This is a genomic window from Pseudomonas sp. IT-P44 (genome assembly GCF_949768225.1).
Classification (GTDB): domain Bacteria; phylum Pseudomonadota; class Gammaproteobacteria; order Pseudomonadales; family Pseudomonadaceae; genus Aquipseudomonas; species Aquipseudomonas migulae.
In genome coordinates this window covers 26,437-47,018 of record NZ_CATKQM010000079.1, presented here as the reverse complement: position 1 = coordinate 47,018, position 20,582 = coordinate 26,437, and the positions used below count along the sequence as shown (strand labels likewise).

20 protein-coding genes are annotated in these 20,582 nt (G+C 60.1%); 5 read left to right on the top strand and 15 right to left on the bottom strand.

Going from position 1 to position 20,582, the window contains the following annotated elements; genetic code table 11:
- Positions 1 to 211: 211 nt before the first annotated feature.
- Together ACM6IO_RS26940 and ACM6IO_RS26935 are read left to right on the top strand one after the other, a co-directional pair.
- The gene (locus ACM6IO_RS26940) at positions 212 to 1,156 is read left to right on the top strand and encodes a lysophospholipase (protein WP_414912555.1); all 945 of its coding nucleotides are present in this window, start codon (positions 212 to 214) and stop codon (positions 1,154 to 1,156) included.
- 41 nt (positions 1,157 to 1,197) lie between these two features.
- The gene (locus ACM6IO_RS26935; RefSeq protein WP_008032990.1) at positions 1,198 to 1,668 is read left to right on the top strand and encodes a MaoC family dehydratase; all 471 of its coding nucleotides are present in this window, start codon (positions 1,198 to 1,200) and stop codon (positions 1,666 to 1,668) included.
- A 121-nt stretch (positions 1,669 to 1,789) separates the two neighbouring features.
- Here the strand turns inward: ACM6IO_RS26935 and ACM6IO_RS26930 are convergent, their stop codons facing one another.
- The 4 genes from ACM6IO_RS26930 to ACM6IO_RS26915 all read right to left on the bottom strand — a co-directional run bounded on the left by ACM6IO_RS26930 (position 1,790) and on the right by ACM6IO_RS26915 (position 5,467).
- A complete protein-coding gene (locus ACM6IO_RS26930; RefSeq protein WP_414912554.1) occupies positions 1,790 to 2,650 on the bottom strand; it encodes an efflux RND transporter periplasmic adaptor subunit in 861 nt (286 codons plus the stop codon).
- Between the two features lie 10 nt (positions 2,651 to 2,660).
- Positions 2,661 to 2,867, bottom strand: coding sequence for a DUF1656 domain-containing protein (locus tag ACM6IO_RS26925; protein WP_207285447.1), 207 nt, complete (start codon positions 2,865 to 2,867; stop codon positions 2,661 to 2,663).
- Positions 2,854 to 4,842: an FUSC family protein gene (locus tag ACM6IO_RS26920; RefSeq protein WP_414912553.1), complete on the bottom strand. Its 1,989-nt coding sequence runs from the start codon at positions 4,840 to 4,842 to the stop codon at positions 2,854 to 2,856. The genes ACM6IO_RS26925 and ACM6IO_RS26920 overlap by 14 nt, the downstream gene beginning before the upstream one ends.
- 157 nt (positions 4,843 to 4,999) lie before the next feature.
- Positions 5,000 to 5,467 carry a ferritin-like domain-containing protein gene (locus tag ACM6IO_RS26915; protein WP_008038590.1) on the bottom strand — a complete coding sequence of 156 codons (468 nt, stop codon included), beginning with the start codon at positions 5,465 to 5,467 and terminating at the stop codon, positions 5,000 to 5,002.
- A 204-nt stretch (positions 5,468 to 5,671) separates the two neighbouring features.
- On the opposite strand from ACM6IO_RS26915, the gene ACM6IO_RS26910 reads away from it, so the two are divergent.
- Both ACM6IO_RS26910 and ACM6IO_RS26905 read left to right on the top strand, forming a co-directional pair.
- Positions 5,672 to 5,908: a DUF3820 family protein gene (locus ACM6IO_RS26910; RefSeq protein WP_003213031.1), complete on the top strand. Its 237-nt coding sequence runs from the start codon at positions 5,672 to 5,674 to the stop codon at positions 5,906 to 5,908.
- A 9-nt stretch (positions 5,909 to 5,917) separates the two neighbouring features.
- Positions 5,918 to 7,099 (top strand): aminotransferase class V-fold PLP-dependent enzyme, encoded by a 1,182-nt coding sequence (locus ACM6IO_RS26905; protein WP_414912552.1) that lies wholly within the window; start codon positions 5,918 to 5,920, stop codon positions 7,097 to 7,099.
- A gap of 2 nt (positions 7,100 to 7,101) precedes the next feature.
- On the opposite strand, the gene ACM6IO_RS26900 is transcribed toward ACM6IO_RS26905, so the two are convergent.
- From ACM6IO_RS26900 to zwf, 4 genes are all read right to left on the bottom strand, one after another.
- Positions 7,102 to 7,827 (bottom strand): intradiol ring-cleavage dioxygenase, encoded by a 726-nt coding sequence (locus ACM6IO_RS26900; RefSeq protein WP_192417067.1) that lies wholly within the window; start codon positions 7,825 to 7,827, stop codon positions 7,102 to 7,104.
- A gap of 265 nt (positions 7,828 to 8,092) precedes the next feature.
- Positions 8,093 to 8,758, bottom strand: coding sequence for a bifunctional 4-hydroxy-2-oxoglutarate aldolase/2-dehydro-3-deoxy-phosphogluconate aldolase (locus ACM6IO_RS26895; RefSeq protein ID WP_008032978.1), 666 nt, complete (start codon positions 8,756 to 8,758; stop codon positions 8,093 to 8,095).
- Positions 8,759 to 8,775: 17 nt separating this feature from the next.
- On the bottom strand, positions 8,776 to 9,489 hold the full coding sequence (pgl, locus tag ACM6IO_RS26890) for a 6-phosphogluconolactonase (protein ID WP_414912551.1): 714 nt from the start codon (positions 9,487 to 9,489) through the stop codon (positions 8,776 to 8,778).
- Positions 9,476 to 10,945: a glucose-6-phosphate dehydrogenase gene (gene zwf / locus ACM6IO_RS26885; protein WP_008032976.1), complete on the bottom strand. Its 1,470-nt coding sequence runs from the start codon at positions 10,943 to 10,945 to the stop codon at positions 9,476 to 9,478. The genes pgl and zwf overlap by 14 nt, the downstream gene beginning before the upstream one ends.
- A gap of 242 nt (positions 10,946 to 11,187) precedes the next feature.
- Here zwf and ACM6IO_RS26880 point away from each other — a divergent pair, with 242 nt between their 5' ends.
- Positions 11,188 to 12,048, top strand: coding sequence for a MurR/RpiR family transcriptional regulator (locus ACM6IO_RS26880; RefSeq protein WP_177318169.1), 861 nt, complete (start codon positions 11,188 to 11,190; stop codon positions 12,046 to 12,048).
- A 129-nt stretch (positions 12,049 to 12,177) separates the two neighbouring features.
- On the opposite strand, the gene ACM6IO_RS26875 is transcribed toward ACM6IO_RS26880, so the two are convergent.
- The 7 genes from ACM6IO_RS26875 to ACM6IO_RS26845 all read right to left on the bottom strand — a co-directional run bounded on the left by ACM6IO_RS26875 (position 12,178) and on the right by ACM6IO_RS26845 (position 20,434).
- Positions 12,178 to 13,032 carry a D-hexose-6-phosphate mutarotase gene (locus tag ACM6IO_RS26875; RefSeq protein ID WP_414912550.1) on the bottom strand — a complete coding sequence of 285 codons (855 nt, stop codon included), beginning with the start codon at positions 13,030 to 13,032 and terminating at the stop codon, positions 12,178 to 12,180.
- 114 nt (positions 13,033 to 13,146) lie between these two features.
- The gene (locus ACM6IO_RS26870; RefSeq protein ID WP_192229117.1) at positions 13,147 to 14,493 is read right to left on the bottom strand and encodes a carbohydrate porin; all 1,347 of its coding nucleotides are present in this window, start codon (positions 14,491 to 14,493) and stop codon (positions 13,147 to 13,149) included.
- Positions 14,494 to 14,666: 173 nt separating this feature from the next.
- Entirely contained in the window at positions 14,667 to 15,827 is a 1,161-nt protein-coding gene (locus tag ACM6IO_RS26865) for an ABC transporter ATP-binding protein (RefSeq protein WP_008038607.1), read from the bottom strand.
- Between the two features lie 4 nt (positions 15,828 to 15,831).
- Positions 15,832 to 16,677, bottom strand: a complete 846-nt coding sequence (locus ACM6IO_RS26860) for a carbohydrate ABC transporter permease (protein WP_008032971.1) — start codon at positions 16,675 to 16,677, stop codon at positions 15,832 to 15,834.
- A complete protein-coding gene (locus tag ACM6IO_RS26855) occupies positions 16,670 to 17,578 on the bottom strand; it encodes a carbohydrate ABC transporter permease (RefSeq protein WP_008032969.1) in 909 nt (302 codons plus the stop codon). Before ACM6IO_RS26855 ends, ACM6IO_RS26860 begins: the two co-directional genes overlap by 8 nt.
- A 171-nt stretch (positions 17,579 to 17,749) precedes the next feature.
- The gene (locus ACM6IO_RS26850) at positions 17,750 to 19,057 is read right to left on the bottom strand and encodes an ABC transporter substrate-binding protein (RefSeq protein WP_008032967.1); all 1,308 of its coding nucleotides are present in this window, start codon (positions 19,055 to 19,057) and stop codon (positions 17,750 to 17,752) included.
- A 117-nt stretch (positions 19,058 to 19,174) separates the two neighbouring features.
- Positions 19,175 to 20,434, bottom strand: a complete 1,260-nt coding sequence (locus tag ACM6IO_RS26845) for an AGE family epimerase/isomerase (protein ID WP_414912549.1) — start codon at positions 20,432 to 20,434, stop codon at positions 19,175 to 19,177.
- Positions 20,435 to 20,582: the final 148 nt, after the last annotated feature.

Here is a 20,582-nt window from a genome sequence, read left to right as displayed (position 1 = left end):
CTTGTCCTCTTTACCTGAACCTATCCGGGGCCGCTTTTGTGTCACCTTTGAAAAAGCGGAGCTTCACGGACACTAGCAGCTATGGCGAATCAGGCAAATATGCCAACAACCGTCATTGACCGTGTGAATCTCGTTGCCGTGGTGCGGCCTGATCAGACGGCAAGCGCAGGATGCGCTATACAATGGGCCGAGCCCATGCAAAGGAATCGCCATGATCCACGACACCTTCTGGCTGACCGCGAGTGACCGCAGCCGCCTCTTCGTCAACCAGTGGCTGCCCGCTGCACCGTTGAAAGCGGTGATCCTGCTAGCCCACGGCATGGCCGAACACAGCGGTCGCTATGCGCGCCTGGCAGAAAAGTGCTGCGCACAGGACTACGGTGTGTACGCGCCGGACCTGCGTGGACATGGCAAAACTGCCGAAAACGGGACACTCGGTCATTTCGCCGACGACGATGGCTGGTGCAAGGTGGTCGGCGACCTCGCCAGCCTCAATCAGCACATTGGCCAGCATCATCCCGGCGTGCCGATCGTGTTGCTCGGCCACAGCATGGGCAGCTACATCGCCCAGGCTTATCTGCTGCATCACAGCGCCAGCCTGCACGGCGCGGTGCTCAGCGGTTCGAACTTCCAGCCCGTGGCGCTTTATCGCGCGGCGCGGCAGATTGCCCGCCTGGAACGACTGCGCCAAGGGCCGAAGGGCCGTAGTGCGCTGATCGAATGGCTGTCGTTCGGCTCGTTCAACAAGGCCTTCAAACCGGCCCGCACCCGGTTCGACTGGCTTAGCCGCGACCCGGTGGAGGTCGATCTGTACGCCAACGACCCGCTCTGCGGCTTCCGCTGCACCAACCAACTGTGGATCGATTTGCTCGGCGGCTTGCAGCAAATCAGCAAAGCGTCCAATCTCGCTCAGATCGATCCGGGCCTGCCGTTGCTGGTGATAGGCGGTGAATGTGATCCGGTGAGCGAAGGCAAGCGTCTGAAAGATCTGACCGATGCGCTACGCGCCGCGGGCAGCCAGAGCCTGCAACTGACGATTTATCCGCAGGCACGGCACGAACTGTTCAACGAGAGCAACCGCGATGAGGTGACGGCCGATGTGCTGGGCTGGATCGCACAAGCCCTGAACCACCGCCGCCCGCCCCGATCCGAATAGTTTTTTTGTGGTTTTTTTATTTGTCACAGGAATTGAAACAGATGACCCAGGTTACCAACACCCCGTACGAAGCCCTCGAAGTCGGCCAGACCGCCAGCTACAGCAAGACGGTCGAAGAGCGTGACATTCAGCTGTTCGCCGCCATGTCGGGTGACCACAACCCGGTGCATCTGGACGCCGAATTCGCCGCCGGCACCATGTTCAAGGAACGCATCGCGCACGGCATGTTCAGTGGCGCGTTGATCAGTGCTGCGGTTGCCTGCGAGTTGCCTGGGCCGGGGACTATTTATATCGGTCAGCAGATGAGCTTTCAGAAGCCGGTGAAGCTTGGCGACACGCTGACGGTGCGCCTGGAGATTCTGGAGAAGTTGCCGAAATTCCGTGTGCGCATTGCCACCCGCGTGTTCAACCAGCGCGATGAGTTGGTGGTGGATGGCGAGGCGGAGATTCTGGCACCGCGCAAACAGCAGACCGTGACGTTGACTAGTCTGCCGGCGATCAGCATCGGCTAAGTACGGCGCTCAACTGTAGGAGCCGGCTTGCTGGCGATGCGTACGCCTCGGTATCTCAAGGAAACCGCGTTGATCCCATCGCCGGCAAACCGGCTCCTACAGTGGCTGCGATCTTTTGATCTTATGGTCCTTCCTGCACCTGCACACTCGCCGTCATCCCCGAACTCAAATTGATCCCCTCGGGCACCTTGTCCAGTTTGATTCGCACCGGAATCCGCTGCGCCAGTCTCACCCAGTTGAATGTCGGTTCCACCTCCGCCAACAACTGCCCATCCGGCGTGGTGTTGCGATCGGTAATCCCGCGACTGATGCTTTCCACCTGCCCATCCAGCGCCTCGCCCGCGCTCATCAACCAGACCTTCACCGGATCGCCGACGCGAATCCGCGGCAGTTTGGTTTCTTCGAAATACGCCTGCACATAAAACGTTGAATCATCGATCAACGCCATCACCGGTTGCCCGGCATTCACGTAATTGCCCTGGGCCAGGCGCAGGTTGGTGATGTGGCCGCTGCGGGGCGCGTGGACCTGACTGCGGGCGAGATTGAGCTCGGCGACCTTGGCTTCGGCCTGGGCTTCACGCAGTTCGCCACGAGCGATACCGGCGTTGATTTGCGCATTTTCGCGCAGCTCGGCACTGATCGCTTGCGGGCCGAGGCTGGCGCGACGGCTGGCTTCGCGCTCGCGCAGGTTGAGTTGCTGCTGACGGGTCTGCACCACCGCTTGCGCCTTCTCCAGCGCCGCTTCGAAACGGTCGCGGTCAATGCTCAATAACAGATCGCCGGCCTTCACCGGCTGGTTGTCGAAGGCCTTGAGTTCACGCACCCAGCCCGACACATCCGGGGCGATGACCACCACGTCGGCACGAATCCGCGCGTCCCGGGTCCACGGCGTGAGCATGTAGTACTGCCACAAATGGAAACCGGCAAAAATCGCCAGCACCACCAGGCACAGGGTTACCGCGACACGCACGGGTGTACGCATGTTCAACTCCTTATAAAGGTCCGAGGACGACGGTGATCAGGGTCAATACACAGACGTACAAGGCGCAATCGAATAACGCTTCGTGCCAGATCCAGCGACCGGCCGGGGTCAGGCGCAACAGCAGGCGCAAGCCCCCGGTGACCAGCAGCGCCAGCACCACATAAATCAAAAACGGACTGAGCAGCACGCCGCCCACCGACCATTCACGCAAGCCCATGGCTTTGCTCCTGTTGATGGCACCAGGCGCGCCAGCTGTTCTGCAATTGCAGCACCGCGCCCTGGGCCAGTTTCACCGGGTCGCTGGGTGGCAACGCGTACAAGGTTTTCAAGAATTCTTCGCTGGGTTGTTCCAGCGCATCCGCGCAGTGGCCGGCCGGGCCTTGTTCGAGGATGTTTTCCAGTTGTTCGAGATAACGCCGCTGCGCTGCATTGACCGGTGCCTGCGCCGCCGCCAGGCTCAAGCGCAAATGCAGCAGCTCGTCACCAATATCGAGACCGAGCAAGCCGTCGTCCCAGCGGCTGCGCGCCGGTTCCGGCAGTTCCGGATAGTGCCGCGCCAGTTGCAGCAAGCGGTCGGCCATGCGTCCGCCGAACCAGCTTTCGGCACCGCGCAGGTTGCGCCGGGTCAGGCGCACCAGGTCGTCGAGGGTCGCCGCCAGCAAACGCCGACCGTGCCACGTCGGGTTGCGCAGGATCAGCAAGTGGAAGGCCAGCACCGCCGCACCGACGCCCACCACCATGGCTTGAGCGCTGTTGAAGAACGTCGCGACATCAAACTTCATCGCGTTGAGCGGTGACACCAGCACGATGAAATGCAGACAGAACGACGTGGCCGTGGCACCGATCTGCGGCCTGGCCATGCCCAGCGCACCGAAAAACAACGGCACGCCCATGCCCATGCAGAGCAGCGCAAAACCACTCCATTGCGGCAGCAGAATCTGCCCGACAAAAAACGCCGCCGGGATCGCCAGAAATATCCCGCGCATGAAACTCATGCCGATTTGCGCGCCGTTTTCGCGACTGGCGAACAGGCTGCACACCACACACGTCAGCACCAATGCGCCCGATGCGGCGGGCCATGCAGTGGCCAACCAGAAACACGACACCACCAGAAACGCCAAGGCACTGCGCGCGCCGAACACCAGCGCCAAAGACAGGTCGCGGTGCGGTGTCAGGGTGCGCGGCGGGTCGACGGTTTCCTTGCCCTCCTCCACCGCCGTCAATGCCGCGCTCGCCGCCATCGCGGTATCCATCAGCAGGGTGAAACGGACCAGACAGTAACTTTGCGCGGAGCTGATCTGCGGGTCATGGCTGGCGTCGAGCAAGCGCGGTCGCAAAGTTTGCAGCGCTGCGGTGTCCGGGCTGGCGAGCGCTTGCTGAACCTCGGTCATCCACGGCATCAATTGCTCGGCTTCCTGCGGTTCAAGCTGCTTCCATTGCCGGCGCACCGAGCGCGCAATGCGCAGCAACATCAACAGTTTCTGGCTCAATCCGCTGATGGCCCGCGCACGCTGCCGACCCAGCCCGCCTTCGAACCAGGCATGTTCGCGCTGGGCATCCACCGCGACGATGCGGCCGAGGATTTCCAGCAGCCCCTTGCGCGCCTGACCGTCGCCGGCCAGGGTTGCGCGTGCGGCGTTCATCCCACTCTGCCACGCCGTTCGCGCCTGATCCGCCAGTTGCCGTTCGACGCGCATCGGCCATAGCAGCGCGCTGGCGGCGGTGGCGCAGAGAATGCCCAGACAGATTTCCGTGCAGCGCGCCACGGCTTGGTCGAACACCGTCAGCGGGTGGCTGATGGCGGGTAACGCGATGATCGCCACCGTGTAACCGGCCAGCACAAACGAATAGGACCAGGCACTGCGCAGCAGCGTCGAACTCGCCGTACACAACCCGAGCCACAACGCCAACGCCAGCAAAAACAGCCACGGCGTCTGGGCGAACAGGCCCATGAACACCACCGACATGAACGTCCCGATCAGCGTCCCCAGCAGCCGCGCCAAGCCCTTTTGCACCACCATCCCGGACAACGGTTGAGCGACGATGAACGCTGTCATCAACGCCCAGGCCGGTTGCTCCAGGCCCCAGCGCAATGCCAGCCACAGTGCCAGGCCGCCACCGAGTAACGTCTTGATCGCGAACTGCAAGGCGCGGCGGTCAGGCGCGAATAAAGCCTGCAAAGTGATAGGCACGTAAAGCACTCTTGAAAGGACGATTTAACGATAGTCGGGTTCATCGAAGTGACCGGGAAATCAAATTATTAGCTAGCTATCTATCAGGCGTCCAGCACTAAAACCCAGGCACAAAAAAACGCCAGGCTGGCTGGCGTTTTTGACAGGCTTTGCGCGCTTACGAGCGTGCGCGAGCCTGATTACGCAGGGCTTTCACCTGATCGTGATTGCGTTGCACGCCGTGATACTGACGTTCAACCAGGTCACGAATGCCCACCAGGTTGTGCTTGTTGATTTTCTCGATGGCTTCTCGGTAAGCCTTCAGTGCATGATCTTCACCGCGTTCGGCTTCGTTCAGCACGGCTTCTTCATCCTTGCCGGTGAACACCGCTTTCACGTCGACCCAACGGCGGTGCAGGTCTCCACTGACGCTGGTGGAAGTTTCCGGATCGCCGCCCATCGAACGCACCGCAGCCTGCAGTTCGGAAGCCGCAGTGGCGCAGTCGGCGGAGCGAGAGATGAACAGGGTTTTCAGTTCTGGATGCTTGATGTCTTCAGCGCAGGTCTTGAACCCTTCCTGACCATCTTTGCTGGTTTCAATCAGGTCGTTGAGTACAGAGATCGCTTCTTTATTAATGTCGGTCATTTTTCAATTCCTTGCGGGTTGATGAAAGATGCAACAGGTATTGCACCCTGCATGCCAGCCTTGAACTGATAATTTATTTGTTAATTTTCAATAACTTAGTTTTAAAGAGAAAATCTGTATCCGTTTTTTTTGCATGATCTGTCAATTGGCCTGCATGCAGAATGCCTGTATTTTCCAAGGCTGTTGAATCAAGACGATCGATTGATGAACCCTGAAAAACTCGAACTGCTGATTACCCGCGAAATGCCCTTCGGCAAATACAAGGGCCGCATCATTGCCGACCTGCCCGGCCCCTATCTGAACTGGTTTGCCCGGGAAGGTTTCCCCCATGGCGAACTGGGCGGACTGCTGGCCCTGATGCAGGAAATCGATCACAACGGCTTGTCGGAACTGCTTGAACCGCTGCGCGCCAAACACGGCAAACCCGCCCCTCGCCACTGAGCCGTCCCCATGCCCGATAACACCCGCCGTGCCCGTGATGAAATGTTCTGGCAAACCTTTGCCGACCGCTATGCCGTCGAACCCGGCCCGATCAACCTCGAGAACGGTTACTTCGGCCGCATGTCGCGCACGGTGATCGAGGAATACCAGCGCAACATCGAACTCATCAACCGCGGCAACTCGGTGCATGTACGCCAGCGTTTTGAACAGGGTGAAAACCTGGCGATCGTGAAACGTCTCGCCGACCTGATGGGCGTAACAACCGAATCCGTCGCCTTCACCCGCAACGCCTCGGACGGATTGCAATCGCTGATCCGCAATTACAATCGTCTGCAACCCGGTGATCAGGTGCTGATCTGCGACCTGGAATACGACACGGTCAAAGGTGCCATGCGTTGGCTGGCCCGGCATCGCGGCGTGGAAGTGATCGAGATCGAACACGCCCACCCCGCCAGTTTCGACAGCCTGCTGGCGACTTACCGCGACGCCTTCGTGCGTTACCCAAAGCTCAAATTGATGGCCCTGACTCACGTCACTCACCGCACCGGCCTGGTGATGCCGGTGCAGGCGATTGCGGCCGCCGCCAGGGAACACGGGATCGACGTGATCCTCGACGGCGCCCATGCGCTCGGCCAGATCGAGTTCAGCCTCGATGACCTCGGCATCGCGTTCGCCGGTTTCAACCTGCACAAGTGGATCGGTGCGCCGCTGACCCTGGGCTTCATCTACATCGCCCCGGAGCGCCTTGCCGACATCGACCCGGACATGGGCGAGATGCATTTCCCGATCACCGACATTCGCGCCCGCACGCCGTACAGCACACCCAACATCCCGGCGTTGCTGACCCTGCCGCTGGTGTTCGAAGAACATCGGGCGATGGGCGGTTCTGCCGCCAAGGGCGCCCGGCTCAATTACCTGCGCAACCGCTGGGTCAGCGCCGTACGTGACTTGCCGGGCATCGACGTCATGACCCCGGACGATCCGCGACTGTATTGCGGCATCACGTCGATGCGCTTTACCCGGCATACCGACCAACAAGCGATGGCCGGGCGGCTGCTCAAGGACTTCAACCTGTTTACCGTGGTGCGCAGCGGCGCAGCGAGTGGCCCGTGCATCCGCATCACGCCGGGGCTGACCACCACTGCAGCAGACATGGATGCGCTGAGCGAGGCACTGAACGAGCTGCGCTGACGTCACACGGTGTACTTGTCGAAGTCCTCCGGCTTGAGCTGTGATGAAATCGCGAACGTGTCGATGCCAATGGTCATCTGCCCGAAAAAACCGTCTTCTTTCGAATCTCGACCGAGGGTGTGAACGTTCAGGGTCGAGGCTTCGCCACCCATGCTGGTGTAGAAATAGTCTTCGTCGTTGGTCAGCGCGGTGACGGTTCGGCCGCTGTATTCCCTGGCATTGAGCACCGAGCGCGAGGCCACTTCGGGGAAGTACAGCTGGCCGACCCAGGCAACGTGGCGCTCTTCGAGGTAGTTGTTGCCGGCGGTCACTCGAATCGCGACGTGTATGTGCAGCGCGCGACCGGCATAGAACCCCGGATAGATCGTGGTGAAACGCACGATGCCCTTCTGGTCGGTGAATTGCCCGCCGCGCAGATACGTGTCGTCGTCGGTACGCGGAATCGCGCCGATATCGCCGACATCGACTTCCTTGTCCGGGTTGACCTTGCTCCACCCCGAATAGGCGCCGCGGGCATTGCAATGCCAGATATCGACGATGGCCCCGTTGACGGGCTCACGGGTCATCGCATCGATGATCGTCAATCGCAGCACCAGCGGAATACCGTCCAGTCCTTCGCTGATGTTTCGTCTGATCAGTTTCGGGTTGCGAAAATACGGACCGGCGATCTGTTCGGGTGACAGCAGGTAAGCCGGTTGTGCGGATGTCACTGAGGTGTTGTCGTCCATGACGTTCTCTCTTCCATAAGATGAACGCAGGTTAACGCGGGACCGGCGGCGAGATGCGGTAACTATGTATCGCATGATGTCCTTGTAGGAGCAAAGCTTGCTTGCGAAGGCGTCGGTACAGTCAGCATCGGATGTGACTGGACTGACGCCTTCGCAAGCAAGCTTTGCTCCTACGGGGGCTTTCTTTGGGCAAAAAAAAACGGTGCACCGACCAAGCGCACCGTAAAGCCGTAGAACACACAACGAAGTGTTGAGTAAAAGCAGGTCAGTCCAGCAGCGCCAAGGCCTCGGCGGTGCATTCCTGAATGCGGGCCCAGTCGCCGTTCTTGATCCACTCCGGATCAAGCATCCAGCTACCGCCCACGCACATCACGTTTTTCAACGCCATGTAGCTCTTGATATTGGCCGGGCCGACGCCGCCAGTCGGGCAGAATTTCACTTCGCCGAATGGGCCGCCCAAGGCTTTGATTGCCGCAACGCCGCCGCTGACTTCCGCCGGGAACAGCTTGAAGCGGCGATAGCCCAGACCGTAGCCTTCCATGATGCCCGAGGCGTTGCTGATGCCTGGCAGCAGTGGAATCGGGCTGGCGACACTGGCTTCGAGCAGGTCACGGGTGATGCCCGGCGTCACGATGAATTGCGAACCGGCGGCTTCGGCAGCGGCCAGCATCTGGCGATCGAGCACGGTGCCGGCACCGGTCACCAGTTCCGGACGCTGCTCGCGCAGGATCTGGATGGCCTTGAGGCCGAACTGCGAACGCAGGGTCACTTCCAGGGCTGTAAGACCACCGGCAGCCAGGGCGTCGGCCAATGGCAGCACGTCCTGTTCGCGAGCGATGGTGATCACCGGCAGAATCCGCGCCTTGGCGCAGAGGCTGTCGATCAGGGCAACTTTGTCCGCCATGGAAACGGTCGGGGATGGGGTTGTCATAGCGGCTGTTCCTTGGCTCATGGGCACCAGTAAATCTCTAACGTGGGTTGCAGAAACGCGCGGATCGGCATTTCGGCGACATCGTCACCGGCCAGCGCGAAACTCAGGGTGGTCAGCTTGGACTGACCGGAAATCGACAGAATCTTGTGTTTGGCCGAGGTCAGCAGCGCACGACTCATGGTCAGGCGCTGATGCGGCACGGTCGGCGCCAGCATCGGGTAGCAACGACGCTTGCCGTCGGTTTTCAAGGCATCGGCCAGGTTCGGGCTGTTCGGGAACAGCGACGCGGTGTGGCCGTCATCGCCCATGCCCAGCACCAACACGTCAATCGTCGGCAGCTCGGCGAGCAGGCGATCAGCCTGTTCGGCCGCTTGCTCCAGGTTCGCGGTGGCGCTGTACAGGCTCAGGAACTGAGCCTTGGCCGCCGGGCCTTGCAACAGGTAACGCTTGAGCAGACCGGCATTGCTGTCGGCATGTTCAACCGGCACCCAGCGCTCGTCCGCCAGGCTGACCACCACGTTCGACCAGTCCAGCGTCTGCTTGGCCAGGTGCTGGAAAAACGCCACCGGACTGCGCCCGCCGGACACCACCAGCGTGGCCGTACCTCGAGCATCGATCGCCTCGCTCAGTTGCCTGGCCACCTGCAGTGCCAGGCCTTCGGCCAGCAGCACCGGGCTTTTGAACGCATGGGCGCTGACGCCCTGCGGCAATTGCAAATTAGATATCGCCATACCACGACCTCCCGTCCCGCGTGATCAGAGCAATGGAGCTCATTGGTCCCCAGGACCCGGCCGCGTACGGCTTGGGCGCATCACCGGATTTTTTCCACCCGGCGATCAACTGGTCACACCACTTCCACGCGGCTTCGATTTCATCTTTACGGACAAACAGGTTCTGATTGCCACGCATCACTTCCAGCAACAACCGCTCGTAGGCATCGGGGATCCGTGCGCTGCGCCAGGTGTCGGAAAAATTCAGCTGCAACGGACCGCTGCGCAGCTGCATGCCCTTGTCCAGGCCTTGTTCTTTGGTCATCACACGCAAGGAAATGCCTTCGTCCGGTTGCAGGCGGATAATCAGCTTGTTGCTGATTTGCAGGCGCTGCTCCGGGGCGAAGATGTAGTGCGACGGTTCCTTGAAGTGGATGACGATCTGCGACAGCTTTTGCGGCATGCGCTTGCCGGTACGCAGGTAGAACGGCACGCCGGCCCAACGCCAGTTGCGGATGTCGGCACGCAGGGCGACGAAGGTTTCGGTGTCGCTCTGGGTGTTGGAATTCGGTTCTTCCAGGTAGCCGGGAACTGATTTGCCTTCGCTGTAACCGGCGATGTACTGACCGCGCACCACTTGCGTGGTCAGGCCTTCCGGACTGATCGGCGCCAGCGCCTTGAGCACTTTGACTTTCTCGTCACGGATGCTGTCGGCGGACAGGTCGGCCGGCGGGTCCATGGCGATCAGGCAGAGCAGTTGCAGCAGGTGATTCTGGATCATGTCCCGCAGCTGACCGGCCTTGTCGAAGTAGCCCCAGCGGCCTTCGATCCCGACCTTCTCGGCCACGGTGATTTCCACGTGGGAAATGTAATTCTGGTTCCACTGGGTTTCGAACAGGCTGTTGGCGAAACGCAGGGCGATGAGGTTTTGAACGGTCTCTTTGCCCAGGTAGTGGTCGATGCGGTAGGTGCGGTTCTCCGGGAAGAACTGCGCCACGGCGTCGTTGACCTTGCGCGAGGATTCGAGGTCCGAACCGATAGGCTTTTCCAGCACTACGCGGGTGTTCTCGGCCAGACCGACCTTCGCCAGGTTCTCGCAGATCGCGCCGTAAACGGCGGCCGGCGTGGCGAAATAGGCAATCACCCGCTGGGCGCTGCCGGCCAGTTCGGCCAGGGCGAGGTAATCGTCAGCCTTGAGGAAATCGACGTGCAGGTAGCTCAAACGAGACAGGAAGCGCTCGACCACCGCCTCGTCCAGCTCTTTGGCACCGACGTAGCGGCGCAGCTCGGACGCGATGAACGCCAGATGCTCCTGTTCGCTACCGGGCTCACGGGCCAGCGCGATGATGCGCGTGTCCTCATGCAGCAGGCCTGCGCCATCGAGTTGATAGAGGGCAGGAAACAGCTTGCGCAGGGCCAGATCGCCAAGCGCGCCGAACAAGGCAAAGGTGCACGGTTCAACCGTAATCGAAGGCATGATGTTTGTTCTTTTATCAAGTTAAGCTACAAATACCTTTTTTCAAGGCATCGCTCAAGAGAAAATGTAGTAATAACCACAACATTTTCGCAAAATACAGATTCCGAGTGGTGGTCGGTTGGAGCCATCAGTAGGATAGGCCACCGCTTGGGGCCCTATCAAAGGCCCAATTTGCATAGCAACACCCTTATTTGCATCGCAGTGCACTCGTGTAGGTGCACCAAGGAAATCATATGGACCGCGTGCGAAATTTACTGGAACAGATCCAGAATCGCCTTGAAGACCTGAACAAGGCGGAACGCAAAGTCGCCGAAGTGATCCTGCTCAACCCACAGCAGGCCACCCGGTTCAGCATCGCCGCCCTCGCCCAGGCCTCCAAGGTCAGCGAGCCGACGGTCAACCGTTTCTGCCGTTCGTTCGGCGTCAGCGGCTACCCGGAACTCAAGCTTCAGCTCGCCCAGAGCCTGGCCAGTGGCGCGGCGTATGTCAGCCGTGCGGTCGAGGCCGACGACAATCCGGAAGCCTATACCAAGAAGATTTTCGGCAGCGCCATCGCGTCGCTGGACAGTGCCTTGCAGGCGCTGGACCCGAACCTGATCAGTCGCGCCGTCGACTTGCTGATCCAGGCCCGGCAGATCCACTTCTTCGGCCTCGGCGCCTCAGCCCCGGTGGCGCTGGATGCGCAGCACAAATTCTTCCGCTTCAACCTGGCCGTCACCGCCCATGCGGACGTACTGATGCAGCGCATGATTGCCTCCGTGGCCCACACCGGCGAGTTGTTCGTGATCATTTCCTACACCGGTCGCACCCGCGAGCTGGTGGAAGTGGCGCGTATCGCCCGGGAAAACGGTGCATCGGTGCTCGGCTTGACCGCTGAAGGTTCGCCGCTGGCCAAGGCCAGTACCTTGAGCCTGAACATTCCACTGCCGGAAGACACCGACATCTACATGCCGATGACTTCGCGGATCATTCAGCTCACCGTGCTGGACGTGCTGGCGACCGGCATGACGTTGCGCCGTGGCGTGGATTTCCAGCCGCATTTGCGCAAGATCAAAGAGAGTTTGAATGCGAGTCGGTATCCGATTGGGGATGAGTTTAATTAATCAGGTTTGAGTAGTTTGTCGGCTGATAGTCCGTCTTCGCGGGCAAGCCTCGCTCCTACAGGTTCAGGGTGACCTGTAGGAGCGAGGCTTGCCCGCGAAGAGGCCAGCGACAACACCACGAACCCTGAACTAAACCCCCACCCGCGCCTGCAAACTCAAATGCGCCTTCTGCCCCGGCGCCAGGCTCAAGCTATCGGTCCCGCCGCTCGCCGCTTCAACACACACAAACTCGGAAATCTCGTTCCAGCTCACGCCCAATAGCGGACGCGTCCCCGGGTGCCAGACCACCGTGTCCGCATCATCCCCGGTATCGATGCACAATTGCCGCTGCCAGGCGTGGTCCTTGAGCTGCAATTCGCCGTCATGCTGGAACACCCGCTGACAGCCACCCTCTACCCGCAACTCGCCTTCCTGCTGACAAACCTGGCGGTTCAACTGGTCGTAACCTTGCGCCCCGTCGAGCCCAGACAGCGCTATCTCACCGACATCACCAATACGCCAATAGGCGTGCAATGCCTGGCTCAATTGGCACGGCAGGCTGTCCTGATGCTCGGTGCTCAGGCGCAACTCCATGCGTTCGCCAAGGTGGGCATGCAGGTCCACTTGCCAGTCGCACAACTGCAATTGCCAGTGCAGGCGCACGCCATCATTGTCGTGACGGCTGTCGAGCAGCTTCCAGTCCAGCAAGCGTGCCCAGCCATGGGACGGCCAGGCGTTTTCGCTCGGATGGCGGCCATACCACGGCCAGCACACCGGCACGCCGCCGCGAATTGCACCGACATGCGGCCACTTCGCCGCGCACCAGAGCCAGGGCTTCTGACCCTTGGGCTGAAAGTGCAGCAACTGCGCGCCCTGACGACTGAACACCGCCTGACACAGCGGGTGATCGATCACCAAAACATCGCGCATCTGATAGCGCTCCCACGCAAACACCGGACGTTCGCGCAAGGATTTGAAGAAGCGTTGTAGCGGATGCTCATGCATGTGCCACGGTCCTGAAAATCAGCTGTCACCGGGGTGCGCCGCCCCCAAAAAAAAGCGGACAGCCTGGGCTGTCCGCAAAAATGCGCACATAGAGAGGAGCTTATCGCAACAGCGTTAGAACACCGACTGAATTTTCAGGCCGGCGACCAGCGCGTTGTCGACTTCATCCACACCGCCCGGGTGAGTGATGTATTGCAGGTTGGGACGCACGGTCAGCCAGTTGGTAACGTGGAAGCCGTAGTTGATCTCGTAGTTGTACTCGGTGGTACGCAGTGGCGAGAACCGTGGATCGTTGTAGTCCGTGACATTGTTGGCGGCGTTGACCAGCTCGGCGTTTTTCTTCACGTCATCGTTGACATGAATACGCGCGAAACCGATACCGACGTCATCTTTCGGACGGGCATCGAACGGGCCTTTGTACACAAACATCAACGACTGGTAGTTGTCGACGAAGTTGGTGTCCTTGTCGTGGAACGTGGCGTTGGCCGAAACGGTCAGGCCACGGCTCTTGTCACCGTTGTGGTCGGTCAGCTGTTGCTGCGCCACGAACCAGTAGCCGGACTTGCTGTCGTGGCTGCGGTAAGCGTTGCCACTGGTGGCAGCATCAGCACCGTTGTCGTCTTCACGAACGTCATTGGCATCAGCCGTGCTTTTGTAGTAACCGACACGGTATTCGCCCGGCAGGTTGTTAGGGTTAGGCAACCAGACCAGTTCGACCGGCAGGACGGTGCCGTTGGTACCACTGCCGCTGAGCTTGAAGCCGTTACCGTGCTCCAGTTGCGACGTGTTCTGGTTGTACGCGCCGATCTGCGCATAGAACTCAGGCGAGATGTTGTACTTCACGCGGACCGCAGCCTGCATGACCGGCCAGTTGTACCAGATGTTGGTCGCCCAGTTACCCACCTGGGAACCGCAGAACGCCAGGTTCTGGAACTCGCAAGGGAAGGTGTTGAAGTCTTCGCCTTCGCCGAAGTAACCGGCCTTGACGTCCAGTTTGCCGTCGAGGAACTGGTGCTTGATCCACAACTGGGTCAGACGGACCATATGGCCGCGACCGTAGACTTCCTGGGAGGAACTCAAGGTGCCGGCACGCGGGTCGCCGACACGGTCATTGGAGATGTTTTCGCCGTTACGGTTGGTCAGCTGGATCTTCGCCTGGGTGTTATCCCAGCCCCACAATTTTTGCAGGTCCAGTGCCACGCCCAAACCAAACTGGTCGGCATAACGCGCTGTCTTGTCGTCGTTGAAGCCGCCGTGAAGGTTGCTGCCCACTTCACCGACGTAGTCCATCTTGATGTCGATGCCTTGCTCGATCAGCTTGGTCCGCTCACCACCCCAATCACCGGTCATCCATTCGGAATCGGCGCTGAACGCGTCAGCCGCGTGCACACTACCGGCCAGCATCATTGCCGCAATTGCCGACAACTGGCAGATAAGCTGAGCGTTGTTGTTCTTCTTCATCCCTACATCCTCGTTTTATTGTTATTAACTGTTTTTATCTAACGCGGTTACATCGGTTGCGATGCGCGACAGGCCGCCCACCGCATATCCCCCCTGTAGGAGCCAGGCTTGCCGGCGAAGGCATCACTGAAATCGCTTTCGCCGGCAAGCCTGGCTCCTACAGTTTTTGATCTTCAGCGGTTTTTGAACTGGGTGACGTTGGCGCTGTGAACTTCGGTTTTTGGCAGACCGGCCACCCCCAGGCGCTCCCCGGTCTTGGCATCGAACAGCAGCACTTTCGATGGATCGAATTGCAGGGTCAGGGTCTCGCCCACGGCCGGCGCAACGTCCGGTGCCAGGCGGCAGCAGACTTTGGTGTCGTTGAGATTGACGAACACCAGCGTGTCCGGACCGGTCGGTTCGGTGACCTGCACTTCGGCGCGAATGGTCGGCAAACCATTCGGCTCGCTGCCCGCCAGCACGATCTGCTCAGGGCGCATGCCGAGGATCACTTCGCGATCTTCCAGACCGGCGTCCTGCATGCCCAACGGCAATTCGCAGCGCGCCTGACCGCTGTCGAGCAGCGCCAACAGACGACCGTCCTTGCGTTGCAAACGCAGGGGAATGAAGTTCATCGGCGGCGAACCGATGAAGCTCGCCACGAACAGGTTGGCCGGGTTGTTGTAGATGTCTTTCGGCGTGCCGAACTGCTGAATGATCCCGTCCTTCATCACCGCCACTTTGTCGCCCAGCGTCATCGCTTCGATCTGGTCGTGGGTCACGTAGACCGTGGTGGTTTTCAGGCGCTGGTGCATCAGTTTCATTTCGGTGCGCATCTCGACGCGCAGCTTGGCGTCGAGGTTGGACAGCGGTTCGTCGAACAGGTAAATCTTCGGCCGCCGCGCCAGGGCACGGCCCATCGCCACACGCTGTTGCTGACCACCGGAGAGCTGGCCGGGCTTGCGACTCAGCAGGTGTTCGATCTGCAACAGCTTGGAGACGCGAGCGACTTCTTCGTCGATTTCGGCGGCGGGCATTTTGCGAATCTTCAGGCCGAAGGCGATGTTGTCGCGCACGCTCATGGTCGGGTACAGCGCGTAGGACTGGAACACCATGGCGATGTCGCGATCCTTGGGGCTCATGCCGCTGATGTCGGCGTCATCCACCAGGATCGCGCCGCCGCTGATGGTTTCCAGGCCGGCGATGCAGTTCATCAGCGTGGATTTACCGCAGCCCGACGGGCCAACCAGGATCAGGAATTCCCCGTCATCGATCTTCAGTTCGATGTTTTTCAGGGTGTCCGGCAAACCGGCGCCGTAGGTCTTGTTGACGTTGCGTAATTCGAGAGTTGCCATGTTTCTACCCCTTGACCGCGCCGGACGTCAGCCCACGCAGGAAATACTTGCCAGCGAATATGTAGACCAGCAGTGTCGGCAGCCCGGCGATCATCGCGGCGGCCATATCAACGTTGTATTCCTTGGCCCCGGTGCTGGTGTTGACCAGGTTGTTCAGGGCCACGGTAATTGGCTGGGCATCGCCACTGGCGAAGACCACGCCGAACAGGAAGTCATTCCAGATCTGGGTGAACTGCCAGATCAGGCAGACCATCACGATCGGGATCGACATCGGCAGCAGGATCTTCCAGAAAATCGTGAAGAAGCCTGCGCCATCCAGGCGTGCAGCCTTGACCAGCGCATCCGGAATGCTCACGTAGTAGTTGCGGAAGAACAGCGTGGTGAACGCCAGCCCGTAGACCACGTGCACCAGCACCAGACCGGTGGTGGTGTTGGCCAGGCCGAACTTGCCGAGGGTGAACGAAGCCGGCAGCAGCACGGTCTGGAACGGCAGGAAGCAGCCGAACAGCAGCAGGCCGAAGAACAACTGCGAGCCACGGAAGCGCCACATCGACAGCACGTAGCCGTTCATGGCACCGATGAAGGTCGAGATAAAAACCGCCGGCACGGTGATTTTCACCGAGTTCCAGAAGTAGCCGCCGACCACGTCCCAGGCCTTGATCCAGCCGATGCCGTCAATGACGGTCGGCCAGCTCAGCAGGTTGCCGGTACGAATGTCTTCCGGGGATTTGAAGCTGGTCAGCAGCATCACGATCAGCGGAATCAGGTACACCGCAGCGGCCAGCAGAAGCGTGGCGTAGATCGCGATGCGGCTGAAACTCAGCGTCGGTTTTCCGAGTTGATTAGTCATGGCGTTTGCCTCGCAACTCGGAGTACAGGTACGGCACGAGGATGGTCAGCACGGCACCGAGCATCAACATGGCGCTGGCCGAACCGATGCCCATCTGGCCACGGCTGAAGGTGAAGGAATACATGAACATCGCCGGCAGGTCGGACGAGTAGCCGGGACCGCCCGCCGTCATCGCCGCCACCAGGTCGAAGCTCTTGATCGCGATGTGCGCGAGGATCATGAAGGCGCTGAAAAACACCGGGCGCAGGCTCGGCAGGACGATCTTCAAATAGATGGTCGGCAGGCTCGCACCGTCGACTTGCGCGGCACGGATGATCGATTGATCGACACCGCGCAGACCGGCCAGGAACATCGCCATCACAAACCCGGAGGCTTGCCACACGGCAGCGATCACCAGGCAGTACACCACGCGATCCTGATCCACCAGCCAGTCGAGACGGAAGCCTTCCCAGCCCCAGTCACGCAGCATTTTGTCCAGGCCCAGGCCAGGGTTGAGCAGCCATTTCCAGGCGGTACCGGTGACGATCATCGACAGCGCCATCGGGTACAGGTAAACGGTGCGAATGAAGCCTTCCTTGCGAATGCGCTGGTCCAGCAGCACCGCGAGAAACACGCCCAACACCAGGCTGATGCCGATGAACATGCCACCGAAGAGCGCGAGGTTCTTGCTCGCGACCCACCAGCGATCGTTGTCCATCAAGCGCATGTATTGCTGCAGGCCGACCCATTTGTAGCTCGGCATGAAGCTGGAATTGGTGAAGGACAGTATGAATGTCCAAATGATGTAACCGTAGAAACCAACCAACACGATGAGCATGCTTGGCGCGAGTACCAACTTGGGTAACCAGCGTTGCAGCGCATCGAACGGTGAGGCTTTGCTGAAAACCGCCACAGAGCTCATCGGGATAATCCATTGGAGAAGTGAGTATCTGTAGGAGCGAGGCTTGCCCGCGAAGGCGGCGTAACTGTCGACAACTCTGTTGAATGTCAGACTGCTTTCGCGGGCAAGCCTCGCTCCTACAAGGGGAACGGTCCCAGAAAATTGCCGCAGGCGAGCCTGCGGCCTCAGGGATTACTGGGCGGCTTTGACAGCCGATGCCAGTTGGGCGCTGGCCTTGGCCGGGTCAGCGTCCTTGTCGTTCATGAAGTTGGTGACCACGTCGAAGATCGCGCCTTGCACGGCCAGGGAAGTGGCCATGTTGTGCGCCATGCTTGGTTGCAGGCCGCCGGTCTTCTCGTCCGCCAGGAAGTCCTTGGCGGCGGTTTGAGCGCAGGCGTCGAAACCGAGCTTGTCCATCTCGTTCAGCATGTCGGTACGGACCGGGATCGAGCCTTTGTTGATGCTGAAGACTTTCTGGAAGTCGGTCCCCAGAGCAACCTTGGCCAGGTCTTGCTGGGCGGCGATGTCACCCTTGCGATCAGCTTTCAACTTGAATACAGCCATCGAGTCGATGTTGTAGGTGAAGGCTTTTTCGGTGCCCGGGAACGGCACGCACTGGTAGTCCTTGCCGGCGACTTTCTTCGCCGCAGTCCATTCGCTTTTCGCCCAGTCGCCCATCATCTGCATACCGGCCTTGCCGTTGATGACCTCGGCGGCAGCAATGTTCCAGTCACGACCGGCGCGGTTCGGGTCCATGTAGCCGGTGAGTTTTTTCAGCTCGGTGAACGACTTGGTCATTTCCGGCCCGGACAGGGTTTTCTGATCCAGGTCTACCAACGCTTTTTTGTAACCATCGGCGCCCATGACCGAGAGCACCACGTCTTCAAACACGGTGCTGTCTTGCCAAGGCTGACCACCGTGGGCGAGCGCGATGAAGCCGGCGGCTTTGAGCTTGTCGCCGGCGGCGTAGAATTCTTCGAGGGTGGTCGGGGCTTTGTCGATCCCGGCTTTCTTGAACACTTCCGGGTTGATCCACAGCCAGTTCACACGGTGAATGTTCACCGGAACGGCCACGTAGTCGCCTTCGTATTTGACGGTGTCGGAGACTTTCTTGATCAGCAGGTTATCCCAGCCTTCGGACTTGGAAACGTCTTTCAGGGTGTCGGTGCTGAGCAGGCCAGTGCTGCCCCACTCCTGGATGTCCGGACCCTTGATCTGGGCAACGCCCGGCGGGTTACCGGCGACTGCGCGGCTTTTCAGTACGGTCATGGCCGTGGAACCGCCACCACCGGCGACTGCGCCGTCCTTCCAGGTGAAGCCGTCTTTTTCGACTTGAGCCTTGAGGACATCGACCGCTGCTTTTTCACCACCCGACGTCCACCAGTGAACAACTTCCACCGAACCTTTGGAATCGGCGGCAAGGCCACTGAGAGGAAATGCACTGAGGGGAAGCAGCGACGCGAGAGAAATGACAGTAGCGAGGCGAGAAATCGCATTCATCTAGTAGTACCTTTCTTGTTGTTATGCATGCAAGTCTGGTGCTTGCGCTGCATAGGATTTTAAACAGGAGTCATCCCCTCGCAGGTAACGAAGGGACGCGTGAATGTCACCGCATGGTTACATAGAACCGCTCTGGGACAGACTCGCCAAGGCACTGGCCATGCTCGGTGCCAGCGGCAGGCGCGGAATCAACACGGCTTGCCAGGCGTGATAGAGATCGGGTTTGCCGGCCCAGATATCGGCGCTCGGACGGTTCTGCGGATCGAGCTCGTGATACCAACTGCCCTCGCAGCGGTCGATGAAATGACTGTCACAAAATTCCCAGAACAGTCGGTACCAGGTTTCATATTGCTCATCGCCCGTGCGTTTAAGCAGCGCGCTGGCGGCGGCGCTGGCTTCGCAATGGGTCCAGTGCAAACGATGGCGAACCACCGCGCGGTTATCCCAATCGAGGGTGTAGACAATCCCGGGCAGCCCATCGACATCCCAGCCGTGGCGGCAGTTGTGCTCGAAGAGTTTTTGCGCGTCGGTGGCGAGCCAACCGGGCGTCAGCATCCCGGCCTGTACTCGCGCAGCTTCGAGGTGCAGCAACAGCCGGGCCCATTCGAAGCCGTGGCCCGGCGTGGTGCCGTAAGGACGGAAACCGTCGGCCGGGTTGTCGTGGTTGTAGTCGCGCAACGGCTGCCAGTCGCGGTCGAAATGCTCGACCACCAGGTAATCGTTGGCGGCGGCGTGACCATGGATCACGCGCTCGACGATCCGTTGCGCACGGCACAACCAGCGATTGTCTTGCGTGACATCGGCCAGCGCGAGGAAGGCTTCGGTGGCGTGCATGTTGCTGTTGGCGCCGCGATAACTTTCCTCTTCACGCCAGTCGCGATTGAAGGATTCGCGCATTGCGCCCTCCTCCTCACTCCAGAAATACGTGTCGATGATGTTAATCGCGTCATCGAGCAAGGCCTGTGCGCCGGGACGCCGCGCCACCACGGCGGAACTGGCGGCCAGGGCAACGAAAGCGTGCAGGTAAGCGGCCTTGCCGGTGTTGTCGTCAAGGGGATGCGCGGTGGCGAACCAGCCACCATGCTCGGCATCGCGCAACGGCCCGCGAAGGGCATTGATGCCGTGATCCACCAGCTCGGCGAAACCCGGCAGGCCCTGGATGTGCGCCATGGCGAAGCTGTGGGTCATGCGCGCGGTGTTCATGGTTTCGGCATGGGCGTTGGCCGGCAGACAGCCCTTTTCGTCGAGATTGCCGAAGCCCTCGGGGAGCTTCGAAGCCTTGGCGAATGCCAGCAGGCGCAAGCCTTCGGCGGCGAGCCATTGCTGATGGGCCGGTGCGTTCAGCCAACTGCTGAAGGCGGGTTGGAAGGTGTCCATGGGGTGCCTTTTTTGTTGTTATGACTGCGGGCAGTCTAAACAACGGGCGGTGGCGGGCTTGTAACGAAGGGGGCGAGTTATGTCACCAACCTGTGACAATTTCAGGGCTTGGCGCCTGTTTGCTTTTGTAGGAGCCGGCTTGCTGGCG

Coding starts and splice junctions, on each gene's coding strand:
- pgl (WP_414912551.1), bottom strand. CDS start 9,489: ATGGCGATATCTAATTTGCAATTGCCGCAGGGCGTCAGCGCCCATGCG.
- ACM6IO_RS26915 (WP_008038590.1), bottom strand. CDS start 5,467: ATGACCGACATTAATAAAGAAGCGATCTCTGTACTCAACGACCTGATT.
- ACM6IO_RS26910 (WP_003213031.1), top strand. CDS start 5,672: ATGAACCCTGAAAAACTCGAACTGCTGATTACCCGCGAAATGCCCTTC.
- ACM6IO_RS26845 (WP_414912549.1), bottom strand. CDS start 20,434: ATGGACACCTTCCAACCCGCCTTCAGCAGTTGGCTGAACGCACCGGCC.
- ACM6IO_RS26940 (WP_414912555.1), top strand. CDS start 212: ATGATCCACGACACCTTCTGGCTGACCGCGAGTGACCGCAGCCGCCTC.
- ACM6IO_RS26875 (WP_414912550.1), bottom strand. CDS start 13,032: ATGCATGAGCATCCGCTACAACGCTTCTTCAAATCCTTGCGCGAACGT.
- ACM6IO_RS26925 (WP_207285447.1), bottom strand. CDS start 2,867: ATGGGCTTGCGTGAATGGTCGGTGGGCGGCGTGCTGCTCAGTCCGTTT.
- ACM6IO_RS26900 (WP_192417067.1), bottom strand. CDS start 7,827: ATGGACGACAACACCTCAGTGACATCCGCACAACCGGCTTACCTGCTG.
- ACM6IO_RS26870 (WP_192229117.1), bottom strand. CDS start 14,493: ATGAAGAAGAACAACAACGCTCAGCTTATCTGCCAGTTGTCGGCAATT.
- ACM6IO_RS26895 (WP_008032978.1), bottom strand. CDS start 8,758: ATGACAACCCCATCCCCGACCGTTTCCATGGCGGACAAAGTTGCCCTG.
- ACM6IO_RS26930 (WP_414912554.1), bottom strand. CDS start 2,650: ATGCGTACACCCGTGCGTGTCGCGGTAACCCTGTGCCTGGTGGTGCTG.
- ACM6IO_RS26855 (WP_008032969.1), bottom strand. CDS start 17,578: ATGAGCTCTGTGGCGGTTTTCAGCAAAGCCTCACCGTTCGATGCGCTG.
- ACM6IO_RS26935 (WP_008032990.1), top strand. CDS start 1,198: ATGACCCAGGTTACCAACACCCCGTACGAAGCCCTCGAAGTCGGCCAG.
- ACM6IO_RS26850 (WP_008032967.1), bottom strand. CDS start 19,057: ATGAATGCGATTTCTCGCCTCGCTACTGTCATTTCTCTCGCGTCGCTG.
- ACM6IO_RS26905 (WP_414912552.1), top strand. CDS start 5,918: ATGCCCGATAACACCCGCCGTGCCCGTGATGAAATGTTCTGGCAAACC.
- ACM6IO_RS26865 (WP_008038607.1), bottom strand. CDS start 15,827: ATGGCAACTCTCGAATTACGCAACGTCAACAAGACCTACGGCGCCGGT.
- zwf (WP_008032976.1), bottom strand. CDS start 10,945: ATGCCTTCGATTACGGTTGAACCGTGCACCTTTGCCTTGTTCGGCGCG.
- ACM6IO_RS26860 (WP_008032971.1), bottom strand. CDS start 16,677: ATGACTAATCAACTCGGAAAACCGACGCTGAGTTTCAGCCGCATCGCG.